This window comes from Plantactinospora sp. B5E13 (assembly GCF_039871775.1).
Classification (GTDB): Bacteria; Actinomycetota; Actinomycetes; order Mycobacteriales; family Micromonosporaceae; genus Plantactinospora.
Genome location: NZ_JBDPLT010000056.1, coordinates 17,085 through 39,902, shown reverse-complemented (window position 1 = coordinate 39,902; position 22,818 = coordinate 17,085). Strand labels below are relative to the sequence as shown.

Genomic DNA, 22,818 nt, shown 5'->3' with positions numbered 1-22,818 from the left:
CCGTGGCCGGCGGAAACCGTTTCCGGTACGGCTCCTGGCGCGGCGGCCCCGACCCGCTCGCCCCGCCGTACGACGTCCGGGCCGCGGTCGACTCGGTCGGTGCCGAGGTGCTGGCCGGTGGCAGTCTGCGGGACGCGCTACGCAACCTGCTGCGGCGGGGCCCCGAGGGGCGGGGCGGCCTCGACGACCTGCTCGCCCGGGCCCGCCGGCTGCGCCGGGAGGCGCTGCGCCGCGGTGACCTGGACGGCGCGGTGACCCGGTCCCAGGCCCTGCTCGACCAGGCACTCGCCGCCGAACGCGACGAGCTGCGCGGCCGGGACGACCCGGAGGCCCGGTTCAACGAGGCGGTGCTGGACAACCTGCCCCGCTCGACAGCCCGGGCGGTCGAGGAACTCTCCGGCTACCAGTGGGCCAGCGACCAGGCACGGGCGACGTACCAGCAGATTCTCGACGGGCTGCGGCGGGACGTACTCGAACAGCGGTTCAGTGGGCTGCGGGACGCGATGCGCGACGCCGCCGACCCGGCGGTGCAGCGGCAGATGGCCGAGATGTTGCGCGACCTCAACGACCTGCTGGCCCGGCACGACCGGGGCGAGGACACCACCGACGCGTTCGCCGAGTTCATGCGCCGGCACGGCGACCTGTTCCCGGAGAAGCCGGCGAACGTCGACGAGCTGGTCGACGCGCTCGCCCGGCGGGCCGCCGCCGGGGAACGGCTGATGCGGTCGCTGTCGGCGAACCAGCGCGAGGAACTGGCCCGGATGATGGAGTCCGCGCTCGGGCCCGAGCTGGCCAACCAGATGGCGCAGCTCACCGCCAACCTGCGGTCGCTGCGGCCGGACCTGTCCTGGGACCGCGCCGAACGGGTCCGGGGCGACCAGCCGCTCGGCTACGGCGAGGCGGCCGGCGCGCTCGGCGAGATCGCCGACCTCGACGACCTGCTGGACCAGCTCGGCCAGGAGCATCCGGGGGCGACCCTGGACGACATCGACGTGGAGTCGGTGCAGCGCAACCTGGGCCGGGACGCCGCCGACGACGTACGCCGGTTGCGGGAGCTGGAGCGGGAACTGCGCCGGCAGGGCTGGGTGAGCCGGGGCTCCGACGGGCTGACCCTGAGCCCGAAGGCGCTACGCCGGCTCGGCGGCACCGCGCTGCGGCGGATCTTCTCCGAGTTGGAGAGCGGCCGGCGGGGCGAGCACGACCTGCGCTCGGCGGGCGCCGCCGGCGAGGTCACCGGGGCGTCCCGGCCCTGGGAGTACGGCGACGAGCAGCCGCTCGACGTGGTGCGCACGGTCGCCCGGGCGGTCCGGCGCGGCGGCGCCGGGGTGCCGGTGACGCTGGCGGTCGAGGACTTCGAGGTGGTGGAGACCGAACGGCGCGCCTCGACCGCGGTGGCGCTCTGCGTCGACCTCTCCTTCTCGATGATCTCGGAGGGCCGCTGGGGTCCGATGAAACAGACCGCGCTGGCGCTGGCTCACCTGATCGCCACCCGGTTCCCGCAGGACTCGTTGCAGATCATCGGCTTCGGCCGGGAGGCGATGCCGCTGAGCCAGCAGGAGCTGGCCGGGGTCGAGCCGGACCTGGTGCAGGGAACCAACCTGCAGCACGCGTTGAAGCTGGCCGGCCGGCACCTGCGCCGGCATCCCGGCGCCGAGCCGGTGGTACTGGTGGTCACCGACGGCGAACCGACCGCGCACCTGGACCCGGAGACCGGCGGCGGGATCTTCAACTGGCCGCCGCTGCGGGAGACGATCGAGGCGACCGTCGCCGAGGTGGACCAGCTGACCCGGTACGGCGCCACGATGAACCTGTTCATGCTCGGTGAGGATCCGGGGCTGCGCCGGTTCGTCGACGCGGTGGCCCGGCGCTCCGGTGGCCGGGTCTTCACCCCCGAACTGGAGGATCTCGGCCGGTACGTCGTCTCCGACTACCTGCGGACCCGACGCGGCCGTCGCTGACCGGCGGTGTCCCCGGCGTCCCCGGTGTGTCCCGGGGAGGGCATCCGGGCGATAACCGCCTGGTCGGCGGGGTGGCTTCCTAGACTCGGACAGGTGGAGGCGGCGGCGTTACGTCGGACGTACGAGGACCTGCTCGCCGAGGTGACGGCGGGCGGGTTCGGGCCGCCGCCGTCCGGGGAGCTGACCGCCGAGCAGGTGCTGGCGCACCTGGCGGCCAACGACGAGCTGCTGATCGAGGCGACCGAGGCGGTGCTGGCCGGCTCCCCGTGGACGTACTACGACGCGCAGTCGACGTTGCCGCCGCAGGTGGACGCGATGGTGGCGCATCCGGCCGGGCTGCCCGGGCTGGCCGCCTGGCTGCACACCTCGAGCGGACGGCTCTGCGGGCTGGTGGAGCGGCTCGGGGCGGCGGCGGAGACCCCGGTGGACTGCCGGCTGCGGGAGAGTGTCGAACTGGTCATCGAGGAGTCGCTGCCGTGGGGGCGGATGCTCGACATCCACGGCCGGATCCATCTGCCGATGCACCGCGACCAGTTGCGCGCTATGCGTACCGCCGCCCGTTAACACCCCATGGGAGCGTTCCCATAGTTCGGGACACGTGGATCTAGAGGTCGTCCGCAGCATTACCTTCCTGTTAACCGATGGGAGTCAATATGCTGCGACGTCTATCCCTCGGGCGGTTCTGCGCAGTCGGCGCGGTCGCCGTCCTCGGTCCGATCCTGGCCCTCGGCACCCCGGCCGCCGGCCAGCCCGGCGCGGATTCCGCCGGCCGGTCGGACTCGAACGCCGGCGGTCAGCCGGGCGCCGCCTCTGCCAGCTGGTCAGGCGTGGAACTGGCCGGGGACAGCCGGCCCGGCGCGAGCGCGGTCGCGGCGGCGGCCGTACCGCTCGACCAGCTCACCGTCAGCACCACCCAGGTCGCCTTCGGCCTGCAACGACCCACCGCCATCTTCGCGCCCGACGACGGCAGCGGCCGACTCCTGATCACCGAGAAGCAGGGCCGGATCCGGGTCTACCACCCGGACACCGGGCTGGCCGCCGAACCACTGCTCGACATCACCGACCGGGTCGACGTCTCCGGCAACGAACGCGGCCTGCTCGGCCTCGTCGCCACCCCGGACTTCGCCGAGACCCGGACCCTGTACCTCACCTACACCGCCCTGCCCGACGGGGCGGTCACGCTGGCCCGGTTCACCCTGGACAGCGCCGACCAGACCCCGGTCCCGGCCGACCGGGAAGAGGTCGTGCTGAGTCAACCGCACGCCGAGTTCGGCAACCACAACGGCGGACATGTCAGCTTCGGCCCCGACGGCCACCTGTACTGGAGCATCGGCGACGGCGGCGGCGCGGACGACGTACTCGACTCGGGGCAGAACCTCGGCACCCTGCTCGGCAAAATCCTCCGACTCGACGTGAGCCGGTCCTGCGACGGGCGGCCGTACTGCGTACCGGCGGACAACCCGTTCGTCGACACGGCGGACGCCCGGCCGGAGATCTGGGCGTACGGGCTGCGCAACCCGTGGAAGTTCGCCCACGACCTCGGCGGTGACGGGTCACTGTGGATCGCCGACGTCGGACAGGGGACGTACGAGGAGATCAACCACCTGTCGGCGGGCCAGGGCGGGGCTAACCTCGGCTGGTCCTGCCGGGAGGGGCCGGTGGTCTTCGACCCCGACCGGTGCGAGGACGGCGCCAGCTACGTCGAGCCGGTCCACACCTACCGCACCTCCACCGACGGCTGCGCGGTGATCGGCGGGTACGTCTACCGGGGGCAGGAGTACGCGGACCTCGCCACCGGCACCTACCTCGCCACCGACTACTGCTCCGGTACGGCGTTCGTGGTCCGACCCCCGGCCAGCCCCGGCGGGGCGTACCAGACCCGGGCGCTGACCGAGCTGACCATCCAGCCGACCAGCCTCGGTCAGGACGCCAACGGCGAGCTGTACCTGGTCAACGACCTGCCCGGCCAGCTGCACCGGATCTCGTTCGGCAGCACCGCCCCGCCGGTCGCCTGCACCGTCGGCTACCGGGTGGACCAGCAGTGGGGGACCGGCTTCACCGCCACCATCACCATCACCAACACCGGCACCGAGCCGATCGGCGGCTGGACGGTCAACTGGACCTACCTGACCGGTGGGCAGCGCGCCGGCACGTTCTGGAACGCCAGCGGCAGCCAGCAGGGTGCCGTGGTCACCGCCCGCAACGCCAGCTGGAACCCGGACATCCCGCCTGGGGGCAGCGTCCAGTTCGGCCTCCTCGGCACCCACACCGGCGCGAACCCCGCACCCACCGGGTTCCTGCTGAACAACCTTCCCTGCGGCTGAGAGGTCGGCAAGGGCCCCCGGTCGCCCGGGCGACCGGGGGCCCTTGCCGGTCACCGATCCTCTTCAGGATGGGAGGATCAGGCAAGAGGCGAAGAGCTTCATTCTAACGTTTCCACTGGTCACGCTGTTTAGATGGGGATATCAGAACAGCGGCGCCGATGCGGCGCCTCCCCGAATTGACAGGAGCTTCCGGTGACCGTCACGCACGGATTCCACGCCACCATGACCGCGCGGCCCGGGCAGGGCGACGCGCTGGTCGAACTGCTGCTCGACGCGCCGGTGCTGTCCCACCAGGACTGTGTCGTCTTCCTGGTCGGACGCTCGGCCAGCGACCGTGACGTCGTCCACGTCACCGAGGGCTGGACCAGCGAGGAGGCGCACGGCAGGTTCTTCGCGAGCGAGGTGGCGAAGGCGTACGTCGCGCGGCTGGCGCCGCTGGTCGCCGGCGAGAGTCGGTACGTCGACGAGGTGCCGGTCGGCGGCAAGGCCGTTTTCGCCTGATCCCGGTACCCCCGGTCACACCTGCCGGTACCGCCCGCCACCCGGCCGGTCCGCCTCCGCATCCGCCGGCCCGCCGTTGCGCCCGCCGGCCTCCCGCACCATCCCCTCGCCACCCTGAGCACAGAGGAATCCGTCATGCCCCTGACCCGCCCCGACCTCGACCCCGAACTGCGCACGCTGCTCGCCGAGATGCCACTGATGCCCCAGCTCGACGACGAGGTCCTCGCCCACCTGCGTCAACTCCCGTCGACCCCGGTCGACACCCTGCTCGCCGGTCGTACCGTCGACCGGCGGGAGGTCACCGTGCCCGGCCCGGACGGCAACCCGATCCCACTGTCGATCATGAGCCCGGCCGGCGCCGGACGCGCCACGGCGGCACCCTGCGTCTACTGGATCCACGGCGGCGGCATGGTGATGGGGGACCGCTACTCGCAGATCGACATCCCGCTGGAGTGGCTCGACCTGTTCGGCGCTGTCGTGGTCTCGGTCGACTACCGGTTGGCGCCGGAGGCGACCGGGACGGCCCTGGTCGACGACTGCTACCACGGTCTGCGCTGGGTTGCCGAGCACGCCGACGAACTCGGCATCGACCCCGCCCGGATCGTCGTGGCCGGGGCGAGCGCCGGCGGCGGCCTGGCCGCCGGCGTCACCCTGCTGGCCCGCGACCACGGCACCGTGCCGGTCGCCGCCCAGGTGCTGATCTGCCCGATGCTCGACCATCGCAACGTCACCACCTCCAGCCGGCAGTACTCCGGCGGCCCCGGCGTCTGGACCCGCGAGATGAACGAGTACGGCTGGCGGTCCGTACTCGGCGACCTCGCCGACGGGGACGTGCCCGGCTACGTCTCACCCGCGCTCGCCGACGACCTCTCGGGACTGCCGACCAGCTACCTCGACACCGGCTCCGCCGAGGTCTTCCGGGACGAGGACGTCGAGTACGCGACCCGGATCTGGGCGGCGGGCGGCCAGGCGGAACTGCACGTCTGGGCCGGCGGCTTCCACGGCTTCGACGCGTTGTACCCGCAGGCACGGGTCTCGACGACGGCGCGGCGTACCCGCACCGACTGGCTGGCCCGGGTGCTGGACTGAGCGACGGTCAGGCCGGTACGCCCCGGAAGGTGCGCCGGTAGGCGGTCGGCGCCACCCCGATCCGCTGGTGCAACTGCTGGCGGAGTGCGGCGGCGGTGCCGAAGCCGGACCGCCGGGCCACCTGGTCGACGCCGAGGTCGGTCGTTTCCAGCAGTAGCCGGGCATGGTCGGTGCGCTGGCGGAGCAGCCACTGCGCCGGACTGAGCCCGGTCTCCTCCCGGAACCGGCGGGTGAAGGTACGGACGCTCATGCTGGCGTGGGCGGCCATCTGGGCCAGGGTCGGCGGCTCGTGCAGCCGCTGTTGGATCCACTCCCGGGTCCGGGCCGTACCGGCGTCGCCACCGGGCGGCAGCGGCCGGTCGATGTACTGCGCCTGACCGCCCTCCCGCCACGGCGGCACCACGCAGCTGCGGGCCGCCCGGTTGGCGACCTCGCTGCCGTGGTCGGCCCGGATCACGTGCAGGCAGAGGTCGAGGCCGGCGGCCACCCCGGCCGAGCTGAGCACGTCGCCGTCGTCGACGAAGAGGACGTCCGGGTCGAGCCGCACCCGGGGGTGGAAGCGACGGAACCGGTCGGCGTACGCCCAGTGGGTGGTCGCCGGCCGACCGTCGAGCAGGCCGGCCGCGGCCAGCAGGAACGAGCCGGTGCAGATGGACATGATCCGGCTGCCCCGGTCGTGGGCCCGGCGCAGCGCGTCGCGGATCTCGGGTTCGACGACCCCCTCGGTGAGCGCGGGCCCGGCGTGGACTCCGGGTACGACGACCAGGTCGGCCCGGTCGAGCAGGTCCAGCCCGTGCTCGGGCAGCACCTGGAAACCGGCGGTGCTGCGGACCGGCCGTCCGCCGGGGGTGCAGACGTCGACGGTGTAGAGCGGCCGACCGTCGGTGTCCCGGGCGGTGCCGAGCACCTGGGCCGGGGTGCCGAGGTCGAGCGCGACGACCGAGTCGACCGCGAGGACGGCGACGGTGGTGGTGCGGATCATGCTGCTCCTGTCCTCGGCGACGCCGGTTGTTGCCTCGAACAGGCAAGTGGCCAGATTATGACGGAGCATGGCTCGCCGGCCACTCGTCGGGCCGCCCACCCCGTCGCAGACTGCTCGGGTGACCCGTATCCGCCGTCTGCACCCGGCCTGGTCGGTCGCCGCCGTCGCGTTCGTCGCGCTGGTCGGCGCCGCCGGGTTCCGCGCCACCCCGTCCGTCCTGCTGCACCCGCTGCACGCGGAGTTCGGCTGGCCGTTGGCCACCATCTCCGCCGCCGTCTCGGTCAACCTGCTGCTCTTCGGGCTCACCGCGCCGTTCGCCGCCGCCCTGATGGACCGGTTCGGCATCCGACGCGTGGTGGCGGTCGCGCTGACCCTGGTCGCCGCCGGCAGCGGCCTGACCGTCTTCATGCGGACCAGCGCCGAGTTGATCCTCTGCTGGGGCGTACTGGTCGGGTTGGGCACCGGCTCGATGGCGCTCGCCTTCGTGGCGACGGTGACCGGGCGGTGGTTCGTCCGGCGTCGGGGACTCGTCACCGGGGTACTCACCGCCGGCGGGGCCGCCGGACAGCTCGTGTTCCTGCCACTGCTGGCCACCCTCGTCGAGGCGTACGGCTGGCGGAGCGCGGCGTTGGTCGTCGCCGGGGCGGCGCTGGCCGTCGTACCCCTGGTCGGCTGGCTGCTGCGCGACCACCCGGCGGACCTCGGGCTGCCGCCCTACGGGGCGACCGAGGTCGCGCCGGCGCCGGCCCCGCAGGGCGGGGCGGCGGCCCGGGCGCTGCGGACGCTGCGCGACGCCGCCCGGACCCGCGCGTTCTGGCTGCTCGCCGGCGGTTTCGCGATCTGCGGTGCGTCGACCAACGGACTGGTCGGCACCCACTTCATCCCGGCCGCGCACGACCACGGGATGGCCGAGACCACCGCCGCCGGCCTGCTCGCGCTGGTCGGTCTCTTCGACATCGTCGGCACGATCGCCTCCGGTTGGCTGACCGACCGGGTGGACAGCCGGCTGCTGCTCGGCGCCTACTACGCGCTGCGCGGCGGGTCCCTGTTGGTGCTGCCGGGGCTCTTCGCCGACGCGGCCGGGCCGAGCCTGCTGGTCTTCGTCGTCTTCTACGGGCTGGACTGGGTGGCCACCGTGCCGCCGACCGTGGCGCTCTGCCGGGAGTACTTCGGACCGGCCGGTGCGGTCGTCTTCGGCTGGGTCTTCGCGGCCCACCAGATCGGGGCGGCGGTCGCCGCCACCGGCGCCGGGCTGGTCCGGGACCGGCTCGGCGAGTACACGATCGCCTGGTACGCCGCCGGTCTGCTCTGCCTCGGCGCGGCCCTCTTCTCGGTGCTGCTCCGTCGGGGTGCGGTCCGGACCCCGCCGCTCTCCGTGGAGCGTCCGGCCGCGGTCGGCCGGGTACATCCCTGAGCCGCGTACCGGGGTCGTACATCCCTGAGCGGCGCACCGGCCGGCGAGGGCCCGGCTCAGCCGGTGGTGAACGCCGCGAAGTGGCGGGCGACCTCGTTGGTGACGGATTCGACGTCCCGCGTGCCGTCCACCTCGATCACCCGGATACCCAGGGCGCGGGCCCGCTCCGCGGCGTCGGTGGCCAGGACGCGGTCGCGTTCCAGACGGCGCTGGCGGACCCGTGCGGGGTCGGGGAGGTCCATCCCGAACCGGGCAGCCCGGGGCAGCGTCTCGGCCTGCCGTTGGCGCCACTCGTCCGTCGGTACCAGTACGACCATGCGGCGCAGGTCGTCGGCCACGGTGGCGACCAGGTCGGGCCGCAGGTTCCACCCGTCGGCCAGGACCGGGCGCCGGGAGACCAGGGCGCGCAGGTCGTCCAGCACCCAGGAAAACTGCTCGGTGAAGTTCTCGAGCGCCCGTTCGACCATTTCCTGGCAGGTGAGTTCGGTCCAGTACGCCGCCCAGTCGGGTGCCGCTTCCCGACGACGGGCCCTGGCGGCGACACGGCGATCCTCGTGGCCCCGTGCGTCGTGATAGTCGCAGTGGTAGTGCACGAGGTCGTATCGGCTGGTGAGCATGCTTCCGACCGTGGTCTTGCCGGCCCACTGGCCGCCGCCGATCCAGAGCGCGTTGCGAATCGTTCCGTCATGCGTCCATTGCATGTACAGATCCTGCGATCAAACGGTGAGAATTTGAAGTCTTGTATCCACCGGCCGGTTTTGGTCTATTGAGGATAGGAGCCTTTCGGTGCGGGGCGACGGGCGAGGCGGTGATTCCCGGCACCGTCGCCGCTGGTCGGCTCGGCCGCGCCGGCCGCGAGGCTCGTCGACCGGTCGGCCGCCCCGGGTCCGCCGGCGCGTGGGCCGGGTAGCCCGGCGTTTCTCTTCGGTGCGCATCGCCGAGCCCCCGTACGTACCTCGGGTGGTGAGGGGAGCGGCCGGCTGTCCGCAGACTGACGTCACAGTGACGCAAACCCGACAGTTGATTACTCATAGTTACTGCACGATTACTCCATGAACAGAAGTGCGATCACCCTGAGGGTTTCCGGGCCGGTGCCGGGCAGCGAGTCCGCCGACGCGGCGGCGGTGGCCGCGCTGATCAGGGAGTTGCACGCCAGGACGATCCTGCACGTCGCCCACCCCACAGCCGAGCAACCGACCGATGTCGCGGATCCGACCGGCCGGAAGGGGACCACCCTCGGAACCCTCGCCGAACTGGTCGTCACCGGCCTCTTCTCGGCCACCACGGTGGCCGCGCTGGCCCAGGTCATCATCGCCTTCGTCCAGCGCGGCGCGGCCCGCCAGATCACCCTGCGGGACGGCCGCCGCACCCTGACCATCAGCGACCCGAACGAGGAGACCGAGCGGATGGTCGCCGACTGGCTGGGCGTACCGCCGACACGGAACGGCGTCGGGTCCGGTGCCGACTAGCCCGCCCGTCGGCCGCTACGCGCTGCTCGTCGCCGTCGGCGAGTACGACGACCCGTCGCTGGACCAGTTGCGGGCCCCGGAGCAGGACGTCGAGCGGCTGGCGGCGGTGCTGGAAGACCCGGCGGTGGGCAACTTCACCGTCCGTACCCTGGCCGACCCCGCCGACCACGAGGTGCGGCGGGAGATCGAGGACCTGCTCGCCGAACGGGTCAACGACGACCTGGTGCTGCTCTACTTCTCCTGCCACGGCATCGTCGACCCGTTCCACCGGCTCTACTTCGCCGCCGCGAACACCGTCCGGACCCGGCCGGCCAGCACCGCCATCTCCCGGTCCTTCGTCAACGAGCAACTGGAGGCGTGCCGGGCCGCCGCCAAGGTGCTCGTCCTGGACTGCTGCTTCGCCGGCGCCTTCGCCGAGGGTTTCAAGGGCAACCCGCAGGGCGCCCTGGACGGCCAGATCGGCCGGGGGTACGTGGTGATCAGCGCCTGCGACAGCTACGAGTACGCCTTCGAGTCCGACGGCCTGGTCGAGTCGGCCCCCCGGGGGTCGATCTTCACCGACGTACTGCTGGAGGGGCTGGCCACCGGCGGCGCCGACCTGGACGGCGACGGCCGGATCGGGATCGACGAACTGTTCCGATACGTGCACGACGGCGTGGTCCGCCGCCGCCCCGACCAGAAGCCGAAGTGGAGCGCCTACAACGCCGAACCGCACATCTATCTCGCCACCGTGCCGACGACCGTCGCCACGGCCACCGGCGCCTCCGGCGCCGCCGGGGCCCGGGGGGGAGTGGCGAAGGCGGGCGCCGGGGCGGCACCCCGGCCCACCACGTACAACCGGCACCAGGCGATCGTCGCCCGCGGCTTCCGGGCCGGCGCCGACCTGGTCCGGCGGACCTTCGGCCCGCTCGGCCGGCGGGTCCTGGTCGAGGACGCCTCCGGGGCCTACCACGAACTCGGTGACGCGGCCGGCGTGGTCCGGCTCTTCACCGCGTACGACACCCGGGACGCGATCGGCACCAGCTATGTCCGGGAACTGGTGGAGGGAGTACGACACCGGGTCGGCGACGGCGCCACCACCACCGTGGTGCTGGCCCAGGCGATGATGGACGGCGCCTCGACGGCGCTGCGGGCCGGGGCCAACCCGGTCGCGCTCTGCCGGGGGATCGAGTCGGCCACCCACGCCGTCCTCGCCGAGCTGGCCGACCTCGCGGTGCCGGTCGAGACGAAGGAACAACTGAGAATGGTCTCGACCATCGCCGCCAACGACGAGACCGTCGGCGACCTGCTCGCCTCGGCGATGGAACGGGTCGGCAAGGACGGGGTGGTGATCGTCGAGGAGAGCAACCTCTTCGGCCTCGAACTCGAACTCACCGAGGGGATGCGGCTGCCGGCCGGACACGTGTCGCCGTACTTCGTCACCGATCCGGAGGGCGCCGAGGCGGTGCTCGCCGACCCGGCGATCCTGGTCGTCGACCAGCGGCTGGCGAACGGCGCGGACCTGCGGCCGTTCCTCGAGGCCGCCGGCGCGCAGGGGCGCCCGTTGGCGGTCTTCGCCCATGACGTACGCGACGGCGCGCTGAGCGCGCTGATCGTCGGCAAGTTGCGGCACGCCCTCGCCTCGGTCGCGGTCCGACTCGGCGGCCCGGACCAGGAACGACGGAGCCTGATGGCGGATCTGGCCCTGCTGACCGGGGCGACCGTGGTCGGGGAGGCGGACGGTGGGCTCGGCGCGGCCGGACCGACCGTGTTGGGCGGCGCCCGCAAGGTGATCACGACCCGTCGGGACACCACCGTGGTCGAGGGCGCGGGCGACCCGGAGCTGATCCGACGCCGGGTACGGCAGCTCCGGGCCGACCTGGAGCGGCGGGAGCCCGGACCGGACCAGGCCGCTCAGCAGGCCCGACTGGCCCGGCTCGCCGGCGGGGTGGCGGTGATCAGGGTCGGCGAGTCGGTCGAGGGGCAGCTCAAGACCCGCAAACGCCAGATCGACGACGCGGTACGCAATACGAAGGCGGCGGTCGAGTGGGGCGTCGTGCCGGGCGGTGGGGCGGCCCTGTTGACCGTGGCCGGCCGGATCAGTACCCGGGTGCCGCGGGGCGACGACGAGGCGCTCGGCTACGCGGTGGTGATCGACGCGCTGGTGGCCCCGTACGAGGAGTTGATGCGCAACGCCGGGCGGGACCCGTTGGCCGGGCCGGCCGACCTGCGTCGCCGTGGCCCGGGAGTCACCTTCGACGTGGTCTCCGGGACGTACGTGACCGCGTTGGACGCCGGCATCGTGGACGCTGTCGCGACCCTGCGGCAGGCGGTCACCGCCGCCGCCGGGGTGGTCACCCGCTATCTGATGATCGGTTGACCCGCGTTTCAGCTGCCCGGACCGGGTCGTCGTCGCCGGCTGTCCGGCTCCGGTCTTCGCCCGCCCGGTGGCCGGCGGGTGGCCGGTGCCGGGGAGTCCCGGCACCGGCCACACCGGCCCGTGCTGCTACGCGGTGCCGCCGACGTGCAGCAGGTCAGCGATCCGCTCGGCGACGGGTGCCGCCTCCAGGTGCAGCCAGGAGACGTTCAGCCGGTCGTCACCGAGCACCGCGAGCAGGACCTCGTCGCTGACGCCGTACACGGTGAAGTAGCCCTGGTCGCTGTGTACGGTCAGCTCCCGGATCCGCCCCTGGCGCAGGGTCAGCCCGCACTGCCGGCCGAGTCCGAAGGTGGTCGCCGCGAGCGCGGCGAGATCCATCGGCTCGGGGCCGGTGTGGAGGTCGTGGCCGATCAGCCGTCCGTCCACACCGGCCAGGACGGCACCGCGTACCCCGGGCACCCGCTCGCGCAGGGCGCCGAGTTCGACGTGGACGGCGGACTGGCCGGGCATCGGACCGCCGCTGTGGACCAACGGAACCGGTGGTGCGGCGAGCGCCTCCGCCGGAAGGTTCTCCTCGCCGCCGCTGTCCAGCCCGGCGCCTGGGCTGCGCCGGGGCAGCGGGTTGGCGAACACGCCCGGTCCGGGCTCTCGGAACTGGGTCATGGCCGGCGTCATCCCTCGACCCGGTGCTGCTGGTCGGCGGCGGATACGGGCTCGACGCGTCGGACCGTCGGAGCCCAGCGGCGGCAGGATGTGCCCACGTGGGAGCTCAGCGGCCGGGTCGGGTGGTGGTTCGCCACTGACGGCGCCTCCATTCTCGGTGTGAACGTCACTGCCCGTAGCGCCGCCATCGAGCAGCTGGCGATGTTGGGCGACGGCCGGTCTGTCCTGCGAGTACTCCTGCGGCGTGGGTGTCACGCCGGCTGCAGGACGCCGCTCGCAAGACAGAGTACTTGTCTGTGCAGCTAACTTACTGTTGTCCTGCCCCCGAGGGAACAGGGCGATACGACCAAAGTTGCACCGCATCTGTCGGGCTTCCGTCCGGCGCATCACTGCGCACAGTAATCGGAACTCAGCGTAGTCAATGACCGGTTGCGGGGCCCGCCGCGCGGCCCGCGGTGGATGTCGGCGGACCGTCGGAATCGGTGGTGCCGGGTGGACGGCTGCGGCGTCGACCGGGCCGGAACCTCAGACATGGGCATCCATGAACGTGACTTTCCGTGTGGTGAGTCGCCGTGTCGTGGTGCACCGCCGGTGACCAGGTACGCCGGTACCGTGAGCCGGTGAGCGAAACCACCTGGACGGCGGTCCGGGCCGCCCGAGCCTGGCTGGACCAGGCGAACGGGACCGACCGAACCGAGCTGACCTGCCGGATACTCAAGGTCACCGAGGAGGCCGGCGAGGTCGCCCGCGCCTGGGTCGGCCTGCTCGGACAGAACCCGCGCAAGGGCGTCACGCACGACCTGGCCGACGTGGCGGACGAGTTGGCCGACGTCGCGCTCGCCGCCCTGGTCGCGATCGAGAGCCTCGGGCTCGACGCGCGTGAGGTGCTGGCCGACCGGGCCGGACGGGTCCAGGCCCGGTTCCCGTTGTCCGACCGGTCGGGCTGAGCGTGCGGATGTCGGACGGATTGTCCGGCATCACCGGTTGACCCGCCGGCATGCTCTGGGGGTCGGTACGCCACAGCGACCCGAGACCGGTGGGACCCCCGCCCACCGGTGCGGCGGGCGGACCGGTCGATGGCCGACCTGTCGCGACAACGCGCTGGTCGGCCGGCGTACAGGCCCCGGGGCGGGTGCCCGCACCCGCGACCGTCACCTTCCCCCGTAGCTGACGGTCGTCCAGCCCGCCCCGGGTGCCTGTCGCCGCCGCCGAACCTCCGATCCACCGTCCGGTATGGAGGGATCGGAGAGGGTTCGGTGGGGTCGCCGTCGGGGTCGGGCGGGCGGTCTGTCGGAGTTGTCGGACCGGATCGACCTGGGGCATCGGCCGGAGGGCCGGATTTCGCGGATGAGGATATCCAGCAGGTCAGTCCGTGCTATACGGTTGCTGAGTGAGAGTCGAGCGGCACTGGTGGAACGGTGATCGTGGTTCGCGTTCCCGGCGCGACGTGTACATCCGTACGGACGGGGAGCGGTGGGAGGTCGAGGCGCAGGTCGGCGGCGCCCAGGGGCGGTCCAAGGTGCAGCAGTGCCCTGGTGAGGCCTCCGCGCGGATCCTTGCCGACGCCTGGCTCGGCGGGCGCCCCGAGTGGCGCGAGATGGCGATCTGACGACGCCTTCGTGTCGTCCCCTTCACCCCGCCGCCGTTAGCGGAAGTTCCCGCCCGAGGCCAAGGCACTTTCCGTAATCTGCCAAAGCCGGTTGCTGCCCGTTACCCCTTCCGATGCGTCCAGTTACGATCCAGCCACTTATGGTGGTCGATGTCGTGGCGAGTCGGCGGGGTGAGGTTCGTGGCGCAGGACCGGGACGTACGGTCGACCGGCGGACAACAGCGGATCGGGGACCTCGACCGCAGCCTGCTGCTCCAGTGTCGGACCAGCCAGGTCACCCAGGCTGCCGAGGTGGCCGACCGACCGGGCAGCGGCCTGGTCGTCACCGTCGACCGCGGCAACCAGCGCGGCTGCCTCGCCCGGGCGCGCCATCTGCTCGAGGTGGACCACTACCGACAGCCGGTGCTGCTCGACGCCGCCCGGTACGTCGGCCCTGACCGGCTGACCGCCTCGGTGTCCTTCGACGACCGGTGGATCGGCGCCCAACGCGACCTCGGCCTGCCGGTGCTCACCGACTCCGGCTACCTCGCCCCGGCCGACACCGCCGGCTGCCTCGGCATCCTGGAACGCGCCGCCCGTCTCGGCGACGCCATCGCCCTGCTGCCGATGCATCCGGCCTGGCTCGCCGACCCGACCGCCCGACAACACCTCGTCCGGTACGTCGAGGTGGTCGGCGTACCGGTCGCGATCGTGGTCGAACGCGCGGTCGCCCCGGTCGACCCGGTCGAGGTGGTACGCGGACTGCTGGAACTGCTCCGTTGCGCCGTACCCGTGCTGTTGCTCCGCGCGGACCTGGCCGCGCTCGGTGCCCTCGGCTCCGGGGCGGTCGCCGCGGCGGTCGGTCTCGACCCCACACTGCGCGGCCTCGACCCCGGGCCGCGCGGCTCCGACCCACGCGGCGCCGAGTGGCGCAGGCAGTCGGCCGGCACGCCGTCCGTGCTGATCCGGCAGTGCCTCTCGTACCAGTCGACGGTGGAGGTCGAGGCGGCCATCCGCCGGTACCCGGACAACGGCATGTGGCACTGCGGCTGCCCGACCTGCGGCGGACGGGACCTGACCTGGCTGGTCCGCCGCCCCGACGCGGGCCGCGCCGGACTGGTCCTGCGGCACTCGGTCGACGTGCTGCTCGGCCTGCGGGCCGAGATGACCGGTCCCTGCGTGCAGCTCAACCAGTGGAGCTGGCGGGCCCGCTGTGCCACCGCCACCTCCCGACTGCGGGAGGTGGGTTGGGAGCGACTGCCGATGCTGACCCACTGGCAGGAGGCGATCACCCTGCCGGCGATCTCCCGGCTGAGCATCCCGGTCCCGCGCCGCTCGACCAGCCCGACCACCAGTGGCCGGTTCTCCCGGGCTGACCCGCCCCGCGCCGGCCGTTGACCCGCCCCGCGCCAACCGGCAGCCGCTTCGGGTCGGCGGCTCCGGGGCGGTGCGGGCCGGTCAGGCCAGAGCCATCCGGGCCCACCGACTCGGCGTGAGGGTGAGTACCCGGAACGGACAGTTTCGGTCGGTGAGCAGGGTGTACGCCTCGATGGCCCGCTCGGCGGCGTCCTGCGCCTGCTCGGCCGGGGTCATGCCCCGCCCCCGGTTACGGAACAGCGCGCCGTAGAACGCCGAGCAGAAGACCCCGCTCTCGTGCCAGCCGATCTGTGCCGAGGTGCCGATGTAGGTCACCTCGCCCTGCAGGCAGTCCCGCACCGCCTTCTGCCAGGCGCCGGTGCCGGTCTTGCAGCCGTCCGCGAGGATCGCGTGCGCCGAGATGCCCCGGCCCCGGCTCGCCGCCTCCTCACCCAACGCCTCCAGCGAGATCTTCGTCCGTCCGTCGCTGCTGGCGAAGGTGGGCGTACTGCTGTGGTCGCCGTGCGCCATCACGTGCAGGACGTCGCAGGAGGCGGTGAACGCGGTCAACACGGTGTCCGGGTCCCGGGACCGGACGAAGTCGATGTCGACGACCGGTCGCGGATGCTCGGCGTTGATGTTCTGCAACGTCGACTGGACGAACGTCATCGCGGCGTCGAACGACGAGTCGAGCCCGATGTCCAGCAGACTTACCCGTTTCGCCCTCATCGCAGCGTCCTCCCCCGATGGTGCGATCACCGCGCACGGTACTCCGGCCGTGCCAGCCTCCGCCCGGGGCCGGGGGAGCCGTGCCAGCCGCGGTCCCGGCCGTGCCAGCGGCGGTCCCGGCCGGTCGGTTCGGGGCGGGGGCCGGCGGCACGGTTCAGTCGACCAGGGCCGCGTAGACCAGCTGGCGCAGCTCGGCGCGGAGCGGGTAGGTGCTGGAGGGGACGAGCTGGGTGAAGAGCAGGCCGGTGATCTCCTCGACCGGGTCGACCCAGAACGCCGTACTCGCCACGCCGCCCCAGTAGTACTCGCCGACGCTGCTCGGTACCCGGCTCGGCACCGGGTCCTGCACCACCGCGAAACCGAGCCCGAACCCGATCCCCTCGAAGGTGGTCTCGGCGAAGCCGCCGGTGGAGAGCCGCCCCAGATCCTGGCCACCGGGCAGGTGGTTGCGGGTCATGAACCGGACGGTACGCGGACCGAGCAGGCGTACCCCGTCGAGTTCCCCGCCCCGGAGCAGGAACTGGGTGAACCGGTGGTAGTCGCCCGCGGTGGAGAGCAGACCACCGCCGCCGGAGAGCAGGTCCGGCTTCTGCAGCGCGTACTGGCCGATCTGGTCGTACCGGACCGCCTGGCCGGTCATCGGATGTGGGGCGTAACAGGCGGCCAGCCGGTCGACGTCGTCACCCTCGGCCCACCAGCGGGTGCCGGTCATGCCGAGCGGACCGAAGATCCGTTCGGCGAAGAAGGTGTCCAGCGACTGGCCGGAGACCACCTCGACCAGCCGGCCGAGCACGTCGGTGGCGACCGAGTAGCCCCAGGCGCTACCGGGCTGGAAGAGCAGTGGCAGCCGGGCCAGCCCCGCACAGGCGGTGCCGAGGTCGACGCCGGACGGCGGATACAGGTCGTAGCCGGCGGCCCGGTAGAGGCCGTCGACCACCGAGGTCTGCAGGAAGCCGTACGTCAGGCCGGCGGTGTGGGTGAGCAGGTGCCAGACCCGGATCGGCTCGACCGCCGGCACCGTGTACGGCTTCAGCGCCGACCCCTTGTCGTAGACCCGTACGTCGGCGAACTCCGGGAGCCAACGGCTGATCTCGTCGGTGAGCTGGAACCGGCCCTCCTCCCAGAGCAGCATCGCGGCGACCGAGGTGATCGGCTTGGTCATCGAGTAGATCCGCCACAACGTGTCCGGGTCGACCAGCCGGCCCGCCTCGACGTCCCGCAGTCCGTACGTCGAGGCGTGCGCCACCTCGCCGCGCCGGGTCACCACCAGCTGCCAACCGGCCAGCTGACCCGCGTCGACGTACCGGGCGAAGTGACGGTCGACGCGGGCCAGTCTCGCCGGGTCGAAACCCACCTGATCAGGGTCCACGGTGCGCTGCAGGCTCATCTGACGAAACTTACTGCCGGGTCGGAAACGGCGGCAATCACCCGCCGCTGTCGTGCTCCGCACAGCCGGGAACCTGCTCCGCACAGCCGGGAACCTGCTCGGCACGGCCGGGAACCTGCTCGGCACGGCCGGGGACCGGGTCGGACCGGGTGGAGTGGGTCGGCCGCCAGTACTGGCGTTTGTCCTGTTCCCGGACCACCACGCCGAGCCGCAGCAACTCGTCCCGGAGTTCCACGAGGTCCCGGCGGTCGCCCTTGTCCACCGCCCGCTGTCTGACCTGGAGCAGGGCGTCCGCCCCGGGCGGCAACCCGGCGACCCCCTCGGCCCAGCGCCGCCACCCGTCCCGGTACGGGTCACCGTCGGCGTGCCAGCGGTAGCCGTACGCCTCGAACGCCGTACGGAGCCGCTCGGCGTCGAGGTCGGACGACTCCCGGACCAGCTCCTCGGCGGCCGGACCGAGCAGGACGAGCTGCTTGCCGTCCCGGAAGACGCCGAGGATCCGGTCCCGATCGACCTCCCGCCGGTTGTCGCCGCGGACCAGCACGACGGACCGGCGGCTGACCGTGACGGTCAGTCGTTCGACGGCGGCCATCCCGGCCACGACCAGGCCGGCGACCGCGCCGAGAACCAGCGCGGTGACCGTCGTCCACGGCTCGTCCACCGAGTCGACCAGCTTGAACAGCCAGCGCCACGGCACCCAGCGCTGCGACTCCAACCAGTCCGCCGCCCACCGCAGCAGCCAGCCGGCGGCGGCCCCGACCAGTGGGAACAGGACCCAGACCGCGACCACCGTGCCGGTCGGTTCGGCCACCACGGTCCGCGGGGCGTCCGCCGTACCCGCCGGCGGCGCCGTCCCGGACGACATCTCAGGAGACCTCCCGCCGGATGGTCCGGACCAGCCCGGCGACCAGCGGCACCCCGACCCAGACCGCGACCGAGACACCGAGCCGGGCCCACTGCCCGCCGGTCAGGTCGCCGGCGCCCGGCGGTTCGATCAACGGGGCGGTGGTCAGCCCGGTGTCCAGCCACTCGGCGGCGGTACGCAGTTTGCTGATCATGCCGCCGAGCATCGACCAGGCGATCGGCAGGACCAGGGATAGCACGATCGCCAGTGGGGTGTTCTGCAGCAGCAGACCGAAGGCGATCCCCATCAGCACGCTGACCACCTGGAACACCGCCGCGCCGAGCACCGCGAACGCACTGGTCGACCAGGCGTCCGGCGGGTTTCCGCCAAGCGTGGCCAGCAGCGTGCCGACCGCCGACGTCGCCACGCTGACCAGCACCGAGACCAGGGCCGCGACGGCACCGGCGGCCAGCTTCGCCACGACGACCCGGTGCCGCTGTGGCACCAGGGCGAAGGTGGTCACCGCCGTTCGCTGGGAGAACTCGCTGGTGACCAGGAGGATGCCGAGGATCGGCAGCAGGACCCCGACCGGGAACTGGGCGAGCGCGAAGAAGTTCTCGAACCGTTGGTCGGCCTCGGGGGCGGAGAGCAGCAGCACGGTGACGATGCCGGCGGAGAGCAGGGCGATGACGATCAGCAGCCAGTAGCCGGCCCGGGTGTCGGCGAGTTTGCGCAGCTCGACGGCGGTCAGCCGGAGCAGCGACGGACGCTGGCCAGCCGGCCCGTCCGCGTACTGCGGGACGGCCGGCGGCCGGGTCAGGGTCTCGGTCGACGACGGTGTGGTGTCGGCGCTCATCTCACGGCCTCCCGTACGGAATCGCCAGCGGTCAGGGACAGGAAGATCTGCTCCAGGCCGGCGCTCTCCGCCGGACGGAGTTCCACCAGCGCCACGCCGGCGTCGGCGGCGACCTGCCCGACCGCCCCGGGGTCGGCGCTGACCAGCAGCCCGCCGTCGGTACCGGCCCGGACCGGCAGCCCGGCCCGGTCAAGGGCGGCCCGCAGGGCCTCCGGATCGCGGGCCCGGACCGCCGTACCGGCGCCGGCCAGCAGTTCGTCCTTGCTGCCCTGGGCCACCACCCGGCCGGCGCCGATCACGACCAGCCGGTCGGCCACCGCCTCGACCTCGCGCAGCAGGTGCGAGGAGAGCAGCACCGTGCCGCCCCGGTCGGCGAAGTCGCGCAGCAGGCCCCGCATCCAGAAGATGCCCTCCGGGTCGAGGCCGTTCGCCGGCTCGTCCAGGATCAGCACCCGAGGGCTGCCGAGCAGCGCCTGCGCCAGGCCGAGCCGCTGTCGCATACCGAGCGAGTACGCCCGTACCCGGCGTTTGGCCGCGACCGCGTTCAAACCGACCTGGTCGAGACATTCGTCGACCCGGCGGCGCGGCACCCCCATCACCTGCGCCGACAGTCGCAGCGTCTCCCGACCGGTCCGGCCGGGGTGCATCGCCCCGGCGTCGAGCAGCAGCCCGACCTCCCGTCCCGGGTTCGGCAACCGGCGGTAGTCGACCCCGTGCACAGTTGCCGTACCGGCGGTCGGCGGGGTGAATCCGCAGATCATCCGCATGGTGGTGGACTTGCCGGCCCCGTTCGGCCCGAGGAAGCCGGTGACGGTGCCCGGCGCACAGGTGAACGAGACGTCGTCGACGGCGGTGTGCCCGCCGTACCGTTTGCTCAGGCGCTCGACGCTGATCATGCCGTCCAGCGTGCCCGGGCGGCCGGGGCCGGCGCTGCGGTCGGAGGTTGACATCCGGCGACCGACGGCTATTTCCGGACGCGACTTTCGACCATCCCCGGACGTCGACTTTGGTAGCTGTCAGGTCGGGTACGACGGTCCGTAACATTGTCTGATGAGTGCGGTTCCGGTCCGGCCCGAGCACCCCTGGCTGCTGCCGGCGACCCTGACCGCGGATCCGTCCACCGCCGCCGGCCGCCGTCCCCGCCGGTCGACCCGGGACTGGGTCGTCGACACGCTCTGCTTCCTGATCGCCGCCGGGTTCGCGATCATCGCGTTCTGGGACGTGCTACGGCCACAGCCGACGCTGGTCGCCGACCGGGTCGACTCGGAACTGGCGCTCGTGATCGACATGGTGGTGACCACCGCGCTCTGCCTCGCCCTCTGGGTACGCCGACGCTGGCCGGTGGCGTTGACCCTGATCACCCTGCCGGTGGCGGTGGTCTCCACCCCGTCGGCGTTCGCCATCATGATCATCGTCTTCACCGTGGTGGTGCACCGCCCGCTGACGATCTCCGGCCCGCTGGTCGTCGCCCAGCTCGGCGCCGGAGTGCTCTACGAGCACCTGCACGCCGACCCGGCAGACGGTCCGCTGGTCGGCATGGTGCTCACCGTCGTGCTGACCGGGTCGGTGCTGGCCTGGGGCATGTTCGTCCGGGCCCGGCGACAGCTCGTGCACTCCTGGCGGGACCGGGCGATCCGGGCCGAGACCGAGCAGCGGCTGCGGGTCGAGGCGGCCCGCCGGATGGAACGGACCCGAATCGCCCGGGAGATGCACGACGTACTCGCGCACCGGATCTCGCTGCTGAGTCTGCACGCCGGCGCGCTGGAGTTCCGACCGGACGCCTCGTCCGAGGAGATCGCCCGCGCCGCCGGGGTGATCCGGACCAACGCCCACCAGGCGTTGGAGGAACTCCGCGAGGTGATCAGCGTGCTCCGGGAGGACCCGCCCGCGCTCGACGAGGAGCTGGACCGGACGCCGCTGTCGGCCGGGTGCGGCTCGGACGCGTCGGCCCGGGTGCGGTTCAAGTACGGGCCGGATCCGCCGTACCCGCCGGTGACGCCGCCGACCGCCGGTGATCCGGCCTCGCCGACCGCCGCCGGTCCGGCTCCCGGCGCGCCGGAACGGCCGCAGCCGACCCTCGCCGACCTGCCGGACCTGGTCGCCGAGTCCCGTGGGGCGGGAATGCGGGTCGAACTGCGGACCGAGTTGACCGGTGCGGAGAACGTGCCGGTCGGGATGGGGCGGGGGGCGTACCGGATCGTGCAGGAGGGCCTGACCAACGCCCGCAAACACGCACCGGACACCGCGGTCACGGTGACCGCCCGGGGCCGGCCCGGACTCGGCCTCACCGTGGAGGTCCGCAACCGGTGGCCAGTACGGGAGCCGACGGAACCCCGGGTCCCCGGCACCGGCACCGGCCTGGTCGGGCTCGCCGAGCGGGCCGCCCTGCTCGGCGGCTGGCTGGAGCACGGCCGTACCGACGCGGGTGACTTCCGGCTGACAGCCTGGCTACCGTGGCCGTCGTGACGACCCACGAACCGCCCGCCGCGACCGCTCCCGGGCCGGACACCGCCGGGCCGGTCGACGCCTCGGCCGCCGCCGGAGCGGCCGACACCTCGGCCGCCGGGCCGGACCGGCCGGCCACCCCGGTACGGGTCCTCATCGTCGACGACGACGCGCTGGTCCGGGCCGGCCTGTCGATGATCCTCGGCGGCGTACCGGAGCTGCGGGTGGTCGGCGAGGCCGCCGACGGGAGCGAGGTGCCGGCGGCGATCGCCGCGTACCGGCCGGACGTGGTGCTGATGGACATCCGGATGCCCCGGGTCGACGGGCTGGCCGCCACCGAGGCGGTGCGGCAGATGCCGGATCCGCCACAGGTGCTCGTGCTCACCACCTTCGACGCCGACGAGTACGTGCTGCGTGCGCTGCGGGCCGGGGCGAGCGGCTTCCTGCTCAAGGACACCCCGCCGGCGGAGATCGTCCAGGCGGTACGTCGGGTCGCGGCCGGCGAGGCGACCCTCTCCCCGACGGTCACCCGTCGACTCATCGCGCACGTGACCGGCCCCGGCACACCCGGCCGCCGGGACGCCGACCTCCGCCGGGACCGGGCGGTACGACTGCTCGCCGGACTCAGCGAACGGGAACGGGAGGTCGCGGTCGCGATCGGTCGGGGCTGGTCCAACGCCGAGATCGCCGCCGAACTGTTCATGAGCGTCGCCACGGTGAAGGCGTACGTCTCGCGGTTGCTGACCAAGCTGGAGTTGAACAACCGGGTCCAGGTGGCGCTGCTGGTCCACGACGCCGACCTGGTCTGAGGCGGCGACCCGCCCTGGTCTACCGCGGCGACCTGGTCTGTGGCC

Annotated in this window: 21 protein-coding genes; 13 read left to right on the top strand and 8 right to left on the bottom strand. The window is 72.8% G+C overall.

Annotated features, from left to right (window positions below; all coding sequences use genetic code 11):
* Nucleotides 1-2: 2 nt before the first annotated feature.
* The 5 genes from ABGB05_RS32150 (at nucleotide 3) to ABGB05_RS32130 (ending at nucleotide 5,872) form a co-directional block, all read left to right on the top strand.
* Entirely contained in the window at nucleotides 3-1,958 is a 1,956-nt protein-coding gene (locus tag ABGB05_RS32150; RefSeq protein ID WP_347657710.1) for a VWA domain-containing protein, read from the top strand.
* A 93-nt stretch (nucleotides 1,959-2,051) separates the two neighbouring features.
* The gene (locus ABGB05_RS32145; RefSeq protein WP_347657709.1) at nucleotides 2,052-2,522 is read left to right on the top strand and encodes a hypothetical protein; all 471 of its coding nucleotides are present in this window, start codon (nucleotides 2,052-2,054) and stop codon (nucleotides 2,520-2,522) included.
* Between the two features lie 89 nt (nucleotides 2,523-2,611).
* On the top strand, nucleotides 2,612-4,282 hold the full coding sequence (locus ABGB05_RS32140; RefSeq protein WP_347657708.1) for a PQQ-dependent sugar dehydrogenase: 1,671 nt from the start codon (nucleotides 2,612-2,614) through the stop codon (nucleotides 4,280-4,282).
* Nucleotides 4,283-4,474: 192 nt separating this feature from the next.
* On the top strand, nucleotides 4,475-4,783 hold the full coding sequence (locus ABGB05_RS32135; RefSeq protein ID WP_347657707.1) for an antibiotic biosynthesis monooxygenase: 309 nt from the start codon (nucleotides 4,475-4,477) through the stop codon (nucleotides 4,781-4,783).
* A 135-nt stretch (nucleotides 4,784-4,918) separates the two neighbouring features.
* Nucleotides 4,919-5,872, top strand: coding sequence for an alpha/beta hydrolase (locus tag ABGB05_RS32130; protein ID WP_347657706.1), 954 nt, complete (start codon nucleotides 4,919-4,921; stop codon nucleotides 5,870-5,872).
* Nucleotides 5,873-5,879: 7 nt separating this feature from the next.
* On the opposite strand, the gene ABGB05_RS32125 is transcribed toward ABGB05_RS32130, so the two are convergent.
* On the bottom strand, nucleotides 5,880-6,854 hold the full coding sequence (locus tag ABGB05_RS32125; RefSeq protein ID WP_347657705.1) for a helix-turn-helix domain-containing protein: 975 nt from the start codon (nucleotides 6,852-6,854) through the stop codon (nucleotides 5,880-5,882).
* A gap of 118 nt (nucleotides 6,855-6,972) precedes the next feature.
* On the opposite strand from ABGB05_RS32125, the gene ABGB05_RS32120 reads away from it, so the two are divergent.
* Nucleotides 6,973-8,268 (top strand): MFS transporter, encoded by a 1,296-nt coding sequence (locus ABGB05_RS32120; RefSeq protein WP_347657704.1) that lies wholly within the window; start codon nucleotides 6,973-6,975, stop codon nucleotides 8,266-8,268.
* A gap of 56 nt (nucleotides 8,269-8,324) precedes the next feature.
* Here ABGB05_RS32120 and ABGB05_RS32115 read toward each other — a convergent pair whose 3' ends face one another.
* Nucleotides 8,325-8,969: a hypothetical protein gene (locus tag ABGB05_RS32115; protein WP_347657703.1), complete on the bottom strand. Its 645-nt coding sequence runs from the start codon at nucleotides 8,967-8,969 to the stop codon at nucleotides 8,325-8,327.
* Nucleotides 8,970-9,320: 351 nt separating this feature from the next.
* On the opposite strand from ABGB05_RS32115, the gene ABGB05_RS32110 reads away from it, so the two are divergent.
* Nucleotides 9,321-9,737: a hypothetical protein gene (locus ABGB05_RS32110; protein ID WP_347657702.1), complete on the top strand. Its 417-nt coding sequence runs from the start codon at nucleotides 9,321-9,323 to the stop codon at nucleotides 9,735-9,737.
* Complete coding sequence (gene groEL, locus ABGB05_RS32105; RefSeq protein ID WP_347657701.1) at nucleotides 9,727-12,096, top strand: chaperonin GroEL; 2,370 nt, start codon at nucleotides 9,727-9,729, stop codon at nucleotides 12,094-12,096. Before ABGB05_RS32110 ends, groEL begins: the two co-directional genes overlap by 11 nt.
* 126 nt (nucleotides 12,097-12,222) lie before the next feature.
* On the opposite strand, the gene ABGB05_RS32100 is transcribed toward groEL, so the two are convergent.
* Nucleotides 12,223-12,759, bottom strand: a complete 537-nt coding sequence (locus ABGB05_RS32100) for a roadblock/LC7 domain-containing protein (protein ID WP_347657700.1) — start codon at nucleotides 12,757-12,759, stop codon at nucleotides 12,223-12,225.
* Between the two features lie 620 nt (nucleotides 12,760-13,379).
* On the opposite strand from ABGB05_RS32100, the gene ABGB05_RS32095 reads away from it, so the two are divergent.
* From ABGB05_RS32095 to ABGB05_RS32085, 3 genes are all read left to right on the top strand, one after another.
* Entirely contained in the window at nucleotides 13,380-13,706 is a 327-nt protein-coding gene (locus tag ABGB05_RS32095) for a MazG-like family protein (RefSeq protein ID WP_347657699.1), read from the top strand.
* 443 nt (nucleotides 13,707-14,149) lie between these two features.
* Entirely contained in the window at nucleotides 14,150-14,368 is a 219-nt protein-coding gene (locus ABGB05_RS32090; RefSeq protein ID WP_331212979.1) for a hypothetical protein, read from the top strand.
* A 150-nt stretch (nucleotides 14,369-14,518) separates the two neighbouring features.
* The gene (locus tag ABGB05_RS32085; RefSeq protein ID WP_347657698.1) at nucleotides 14,519-15,745 is read left to right on the top strand and encodes a hypothetical protein; all 1,227 of its coding nucleotides are present in this window, start codon (nucleotides 14,519-14,521) and stop codon (nucleotides 15,743-15,745) included.
* A 60-nt stretch (nucleotides 15,746-15,805) separates the two neighbouring features.
* Here ABGB05_RS32085 and ABGB05_RS32080 read toward each other — a convergent pair whose 3' ends face one another.
* From ABGB05_RS32080 to ABGB05_RS32060, 5 genes are all read right to left on the bottom strand, one after another.
* Nucleotides 15,806-16,432, bottom strand: coding sequence for a hypothetical protein (locus ABGB05_RS32080; protein ID WP_347657697.1), 627 nt, complete (start codon nucleotides 16,430-16,432; stop codon nucleotides 15,806-15,808).
* Nucleotides 16,433-16,586: 154 nt separating this feature from the next.
* Nucleotides 16,587-17,819, bottom strand: coding sequence for a serine hydrolase domain-containing protein (locus ABGB05_RS32075; RefSeq protein ID WP_347657696.1), 1,233 nt, complete (start codon nucleotides 17,817-17,819; stop codon nucleotides 16,587-16,589).
* A gap of 37 nt (nucleotides 17,820-17,856) precedes the next feature.
* On the bottom strand, nucleotides 17,857-18,684 hold the full coding sequence (locus ABGB05_RS32070) for a hypothetical protein (protein WP_347657695.1): 828 nt from the start codon (nucleotides 18,682-18,684) through the stop codon (nucleotides 17,857-17,859).
* 1 nt (nucleotide 18,685) lies between these two features.
* Complete coding sequence (locus ABGB05_RS32065; RefSeq protein WP_347657694.1) at nucleotides 18,686-19,519, bottom strand: ABC transporter permease; 834 nt, start codon at nucleotides 19,517-19,519, stop codon at nucleotides 18,686-18,688.
* Nucleotides 19,516-20,415, bottom strand: coding sequence for an ABC transporter ATP-binding protein (locus ABGB05_RS32060; protein ID WP_347657730.1), 900 nt, complete (start codon nucleotides 20,413-20,415; stop codon nucleotides 19,516-19,518). Before ABGB05_RS32060 ends, ABGB05_RS32065 begins: the two co-directional genes overlap by 4 nt.
* A 154-nt stretch (nucleotides 20,416-20,569) precedes the next feature.
* On the opposite strand from ABGB05_RS32060, the gene ABGB05_RS32055 reads away from it, so the two are divergent.
* A complete protein-coding gene (locus ABGB05_RS32055; protein ID WP_347657693.1) occupies nucleotides 20,570-21,985 on the top strand; it encodes a histidine kinase in 1,416 nt (471 codons plus the stop codon).
* Between the two features lie 134 nt (nucleotides 21,986-22,119).
* Complete coding sequence (locus ABGB05_RS32050) at nucleotides 22,120-22,773, top strand: response regulator transcription factor (RefSeq protein WP_347657729.1); 654 nt, start codon at nucleotides 22,120-22,122, stop codon at nucleotides 22,771-22,773.
* Nucleotides 22,774-22,818 lie beyond the last annotated feature (45 nt).

What these genes read in the sequence shown, in the direction of transcription:
- ABGB05_RS32140 (WP_347657708.1), top strand. Translation starts at nt 2,612, where the DNA reads ATGCTGCGACGTCTATCCCTCGGGCGGTTCTGCGCAGTCGGCGCGGTC.
- ABGB05_RS32130 (WP_347657706.1), top strand. Translation starts at nt 4,919, where the DNA reads ATGCCCCTGACCCGCCCCGACCTCGACCCCGAACTGCGCACGCTGCTC.
- ABGB05_RS32125 (WP_347657705.1), bottom strand. Translation starts at nt 6,854, where the DNA reads ATGATCCGCACCACCACCGTCGCCGTCCTCGCGGTCGACTCGGTCGTC.
- ABGB05_RS32115 (WP_347657703.1), bottom strand. Translation starts at nt 8,969, where the DNA reads ATGCAATGGACGCATGACGGAACGATTCGCAACGCGCTCTGGATCGGC.
- ABGB05_RS32110 (WP_347657702.1), top strand. Translation starts at nt 9,321, where the DNA reads ATGAACAGAAGTGCGATCACCCTGAGGGTTTCCGGGCCGGTGCCGGGC.
- ABGB05_RS32100 (WP_347657700.1), bottom strand. Translation starts at nt 12,759, where the DNA reads ATGACCCAGTTCCGAGAGCCCGGACCGGGCGTGTTCGCCAACCCGCTG.
- ABGB05_RS32085 (WP_347657698.1), top strand. Translation starts at nt 14,519, where the DNA reads ATGTCGTGGCGAGTCGGCGGGGTGAGGTTCGTGGCGCAGGACCGGGAC.
- ABGB05_RS32080 (WP_347657697.1), bottom strand. Translation starts at nt 16,432, where the DNA reads ATGAGGGCGAAACGGGTAAGTCTGCTGGACATCGGGCTCGACTCGTCG.
- ABGB05_RS32075 (WP_347657696.1), bottom strand. Translation starts at nt 17,819, where the DNA reads ATGAGCCTGCAGCGCACCGTGGACCCTGATCAGGTGGGTTTCGACCCG.
- ABGB05_RS32070 (WP_347657695.1), bottom strand. Translation starts at nt 18,684, where the DNA reads ATGTCGTCCGGGACGGCGCCGCCGGCGGGTACGGCGGACGCCCCGCGG.
- ABGB05_RS32065 (WP_347657694.1), bottom strand. Translation starts at nt 19,519, where the DNA reads ATGAGCGCCGACACCACACCGTCGTCGACCGAGACCCTGACCCGGCCG.
- ABGB05_RS32060 (WP_347657730.1), bottom strand. Translation starts at nt 20,415, where the DNA reads ATGATCAGCGTCGAGCGCCTGAGCAAACGGTACGGCGGGCACACCGCC.
- ABGB05_RS32055 (WP_347657693.1), top strand. Translation starts at nt 20,570, where the DNA reads ATGAGTGCGGTTCCGGTCCGGCCCGAGCACCCCTGGCTGCTGCCGGCG.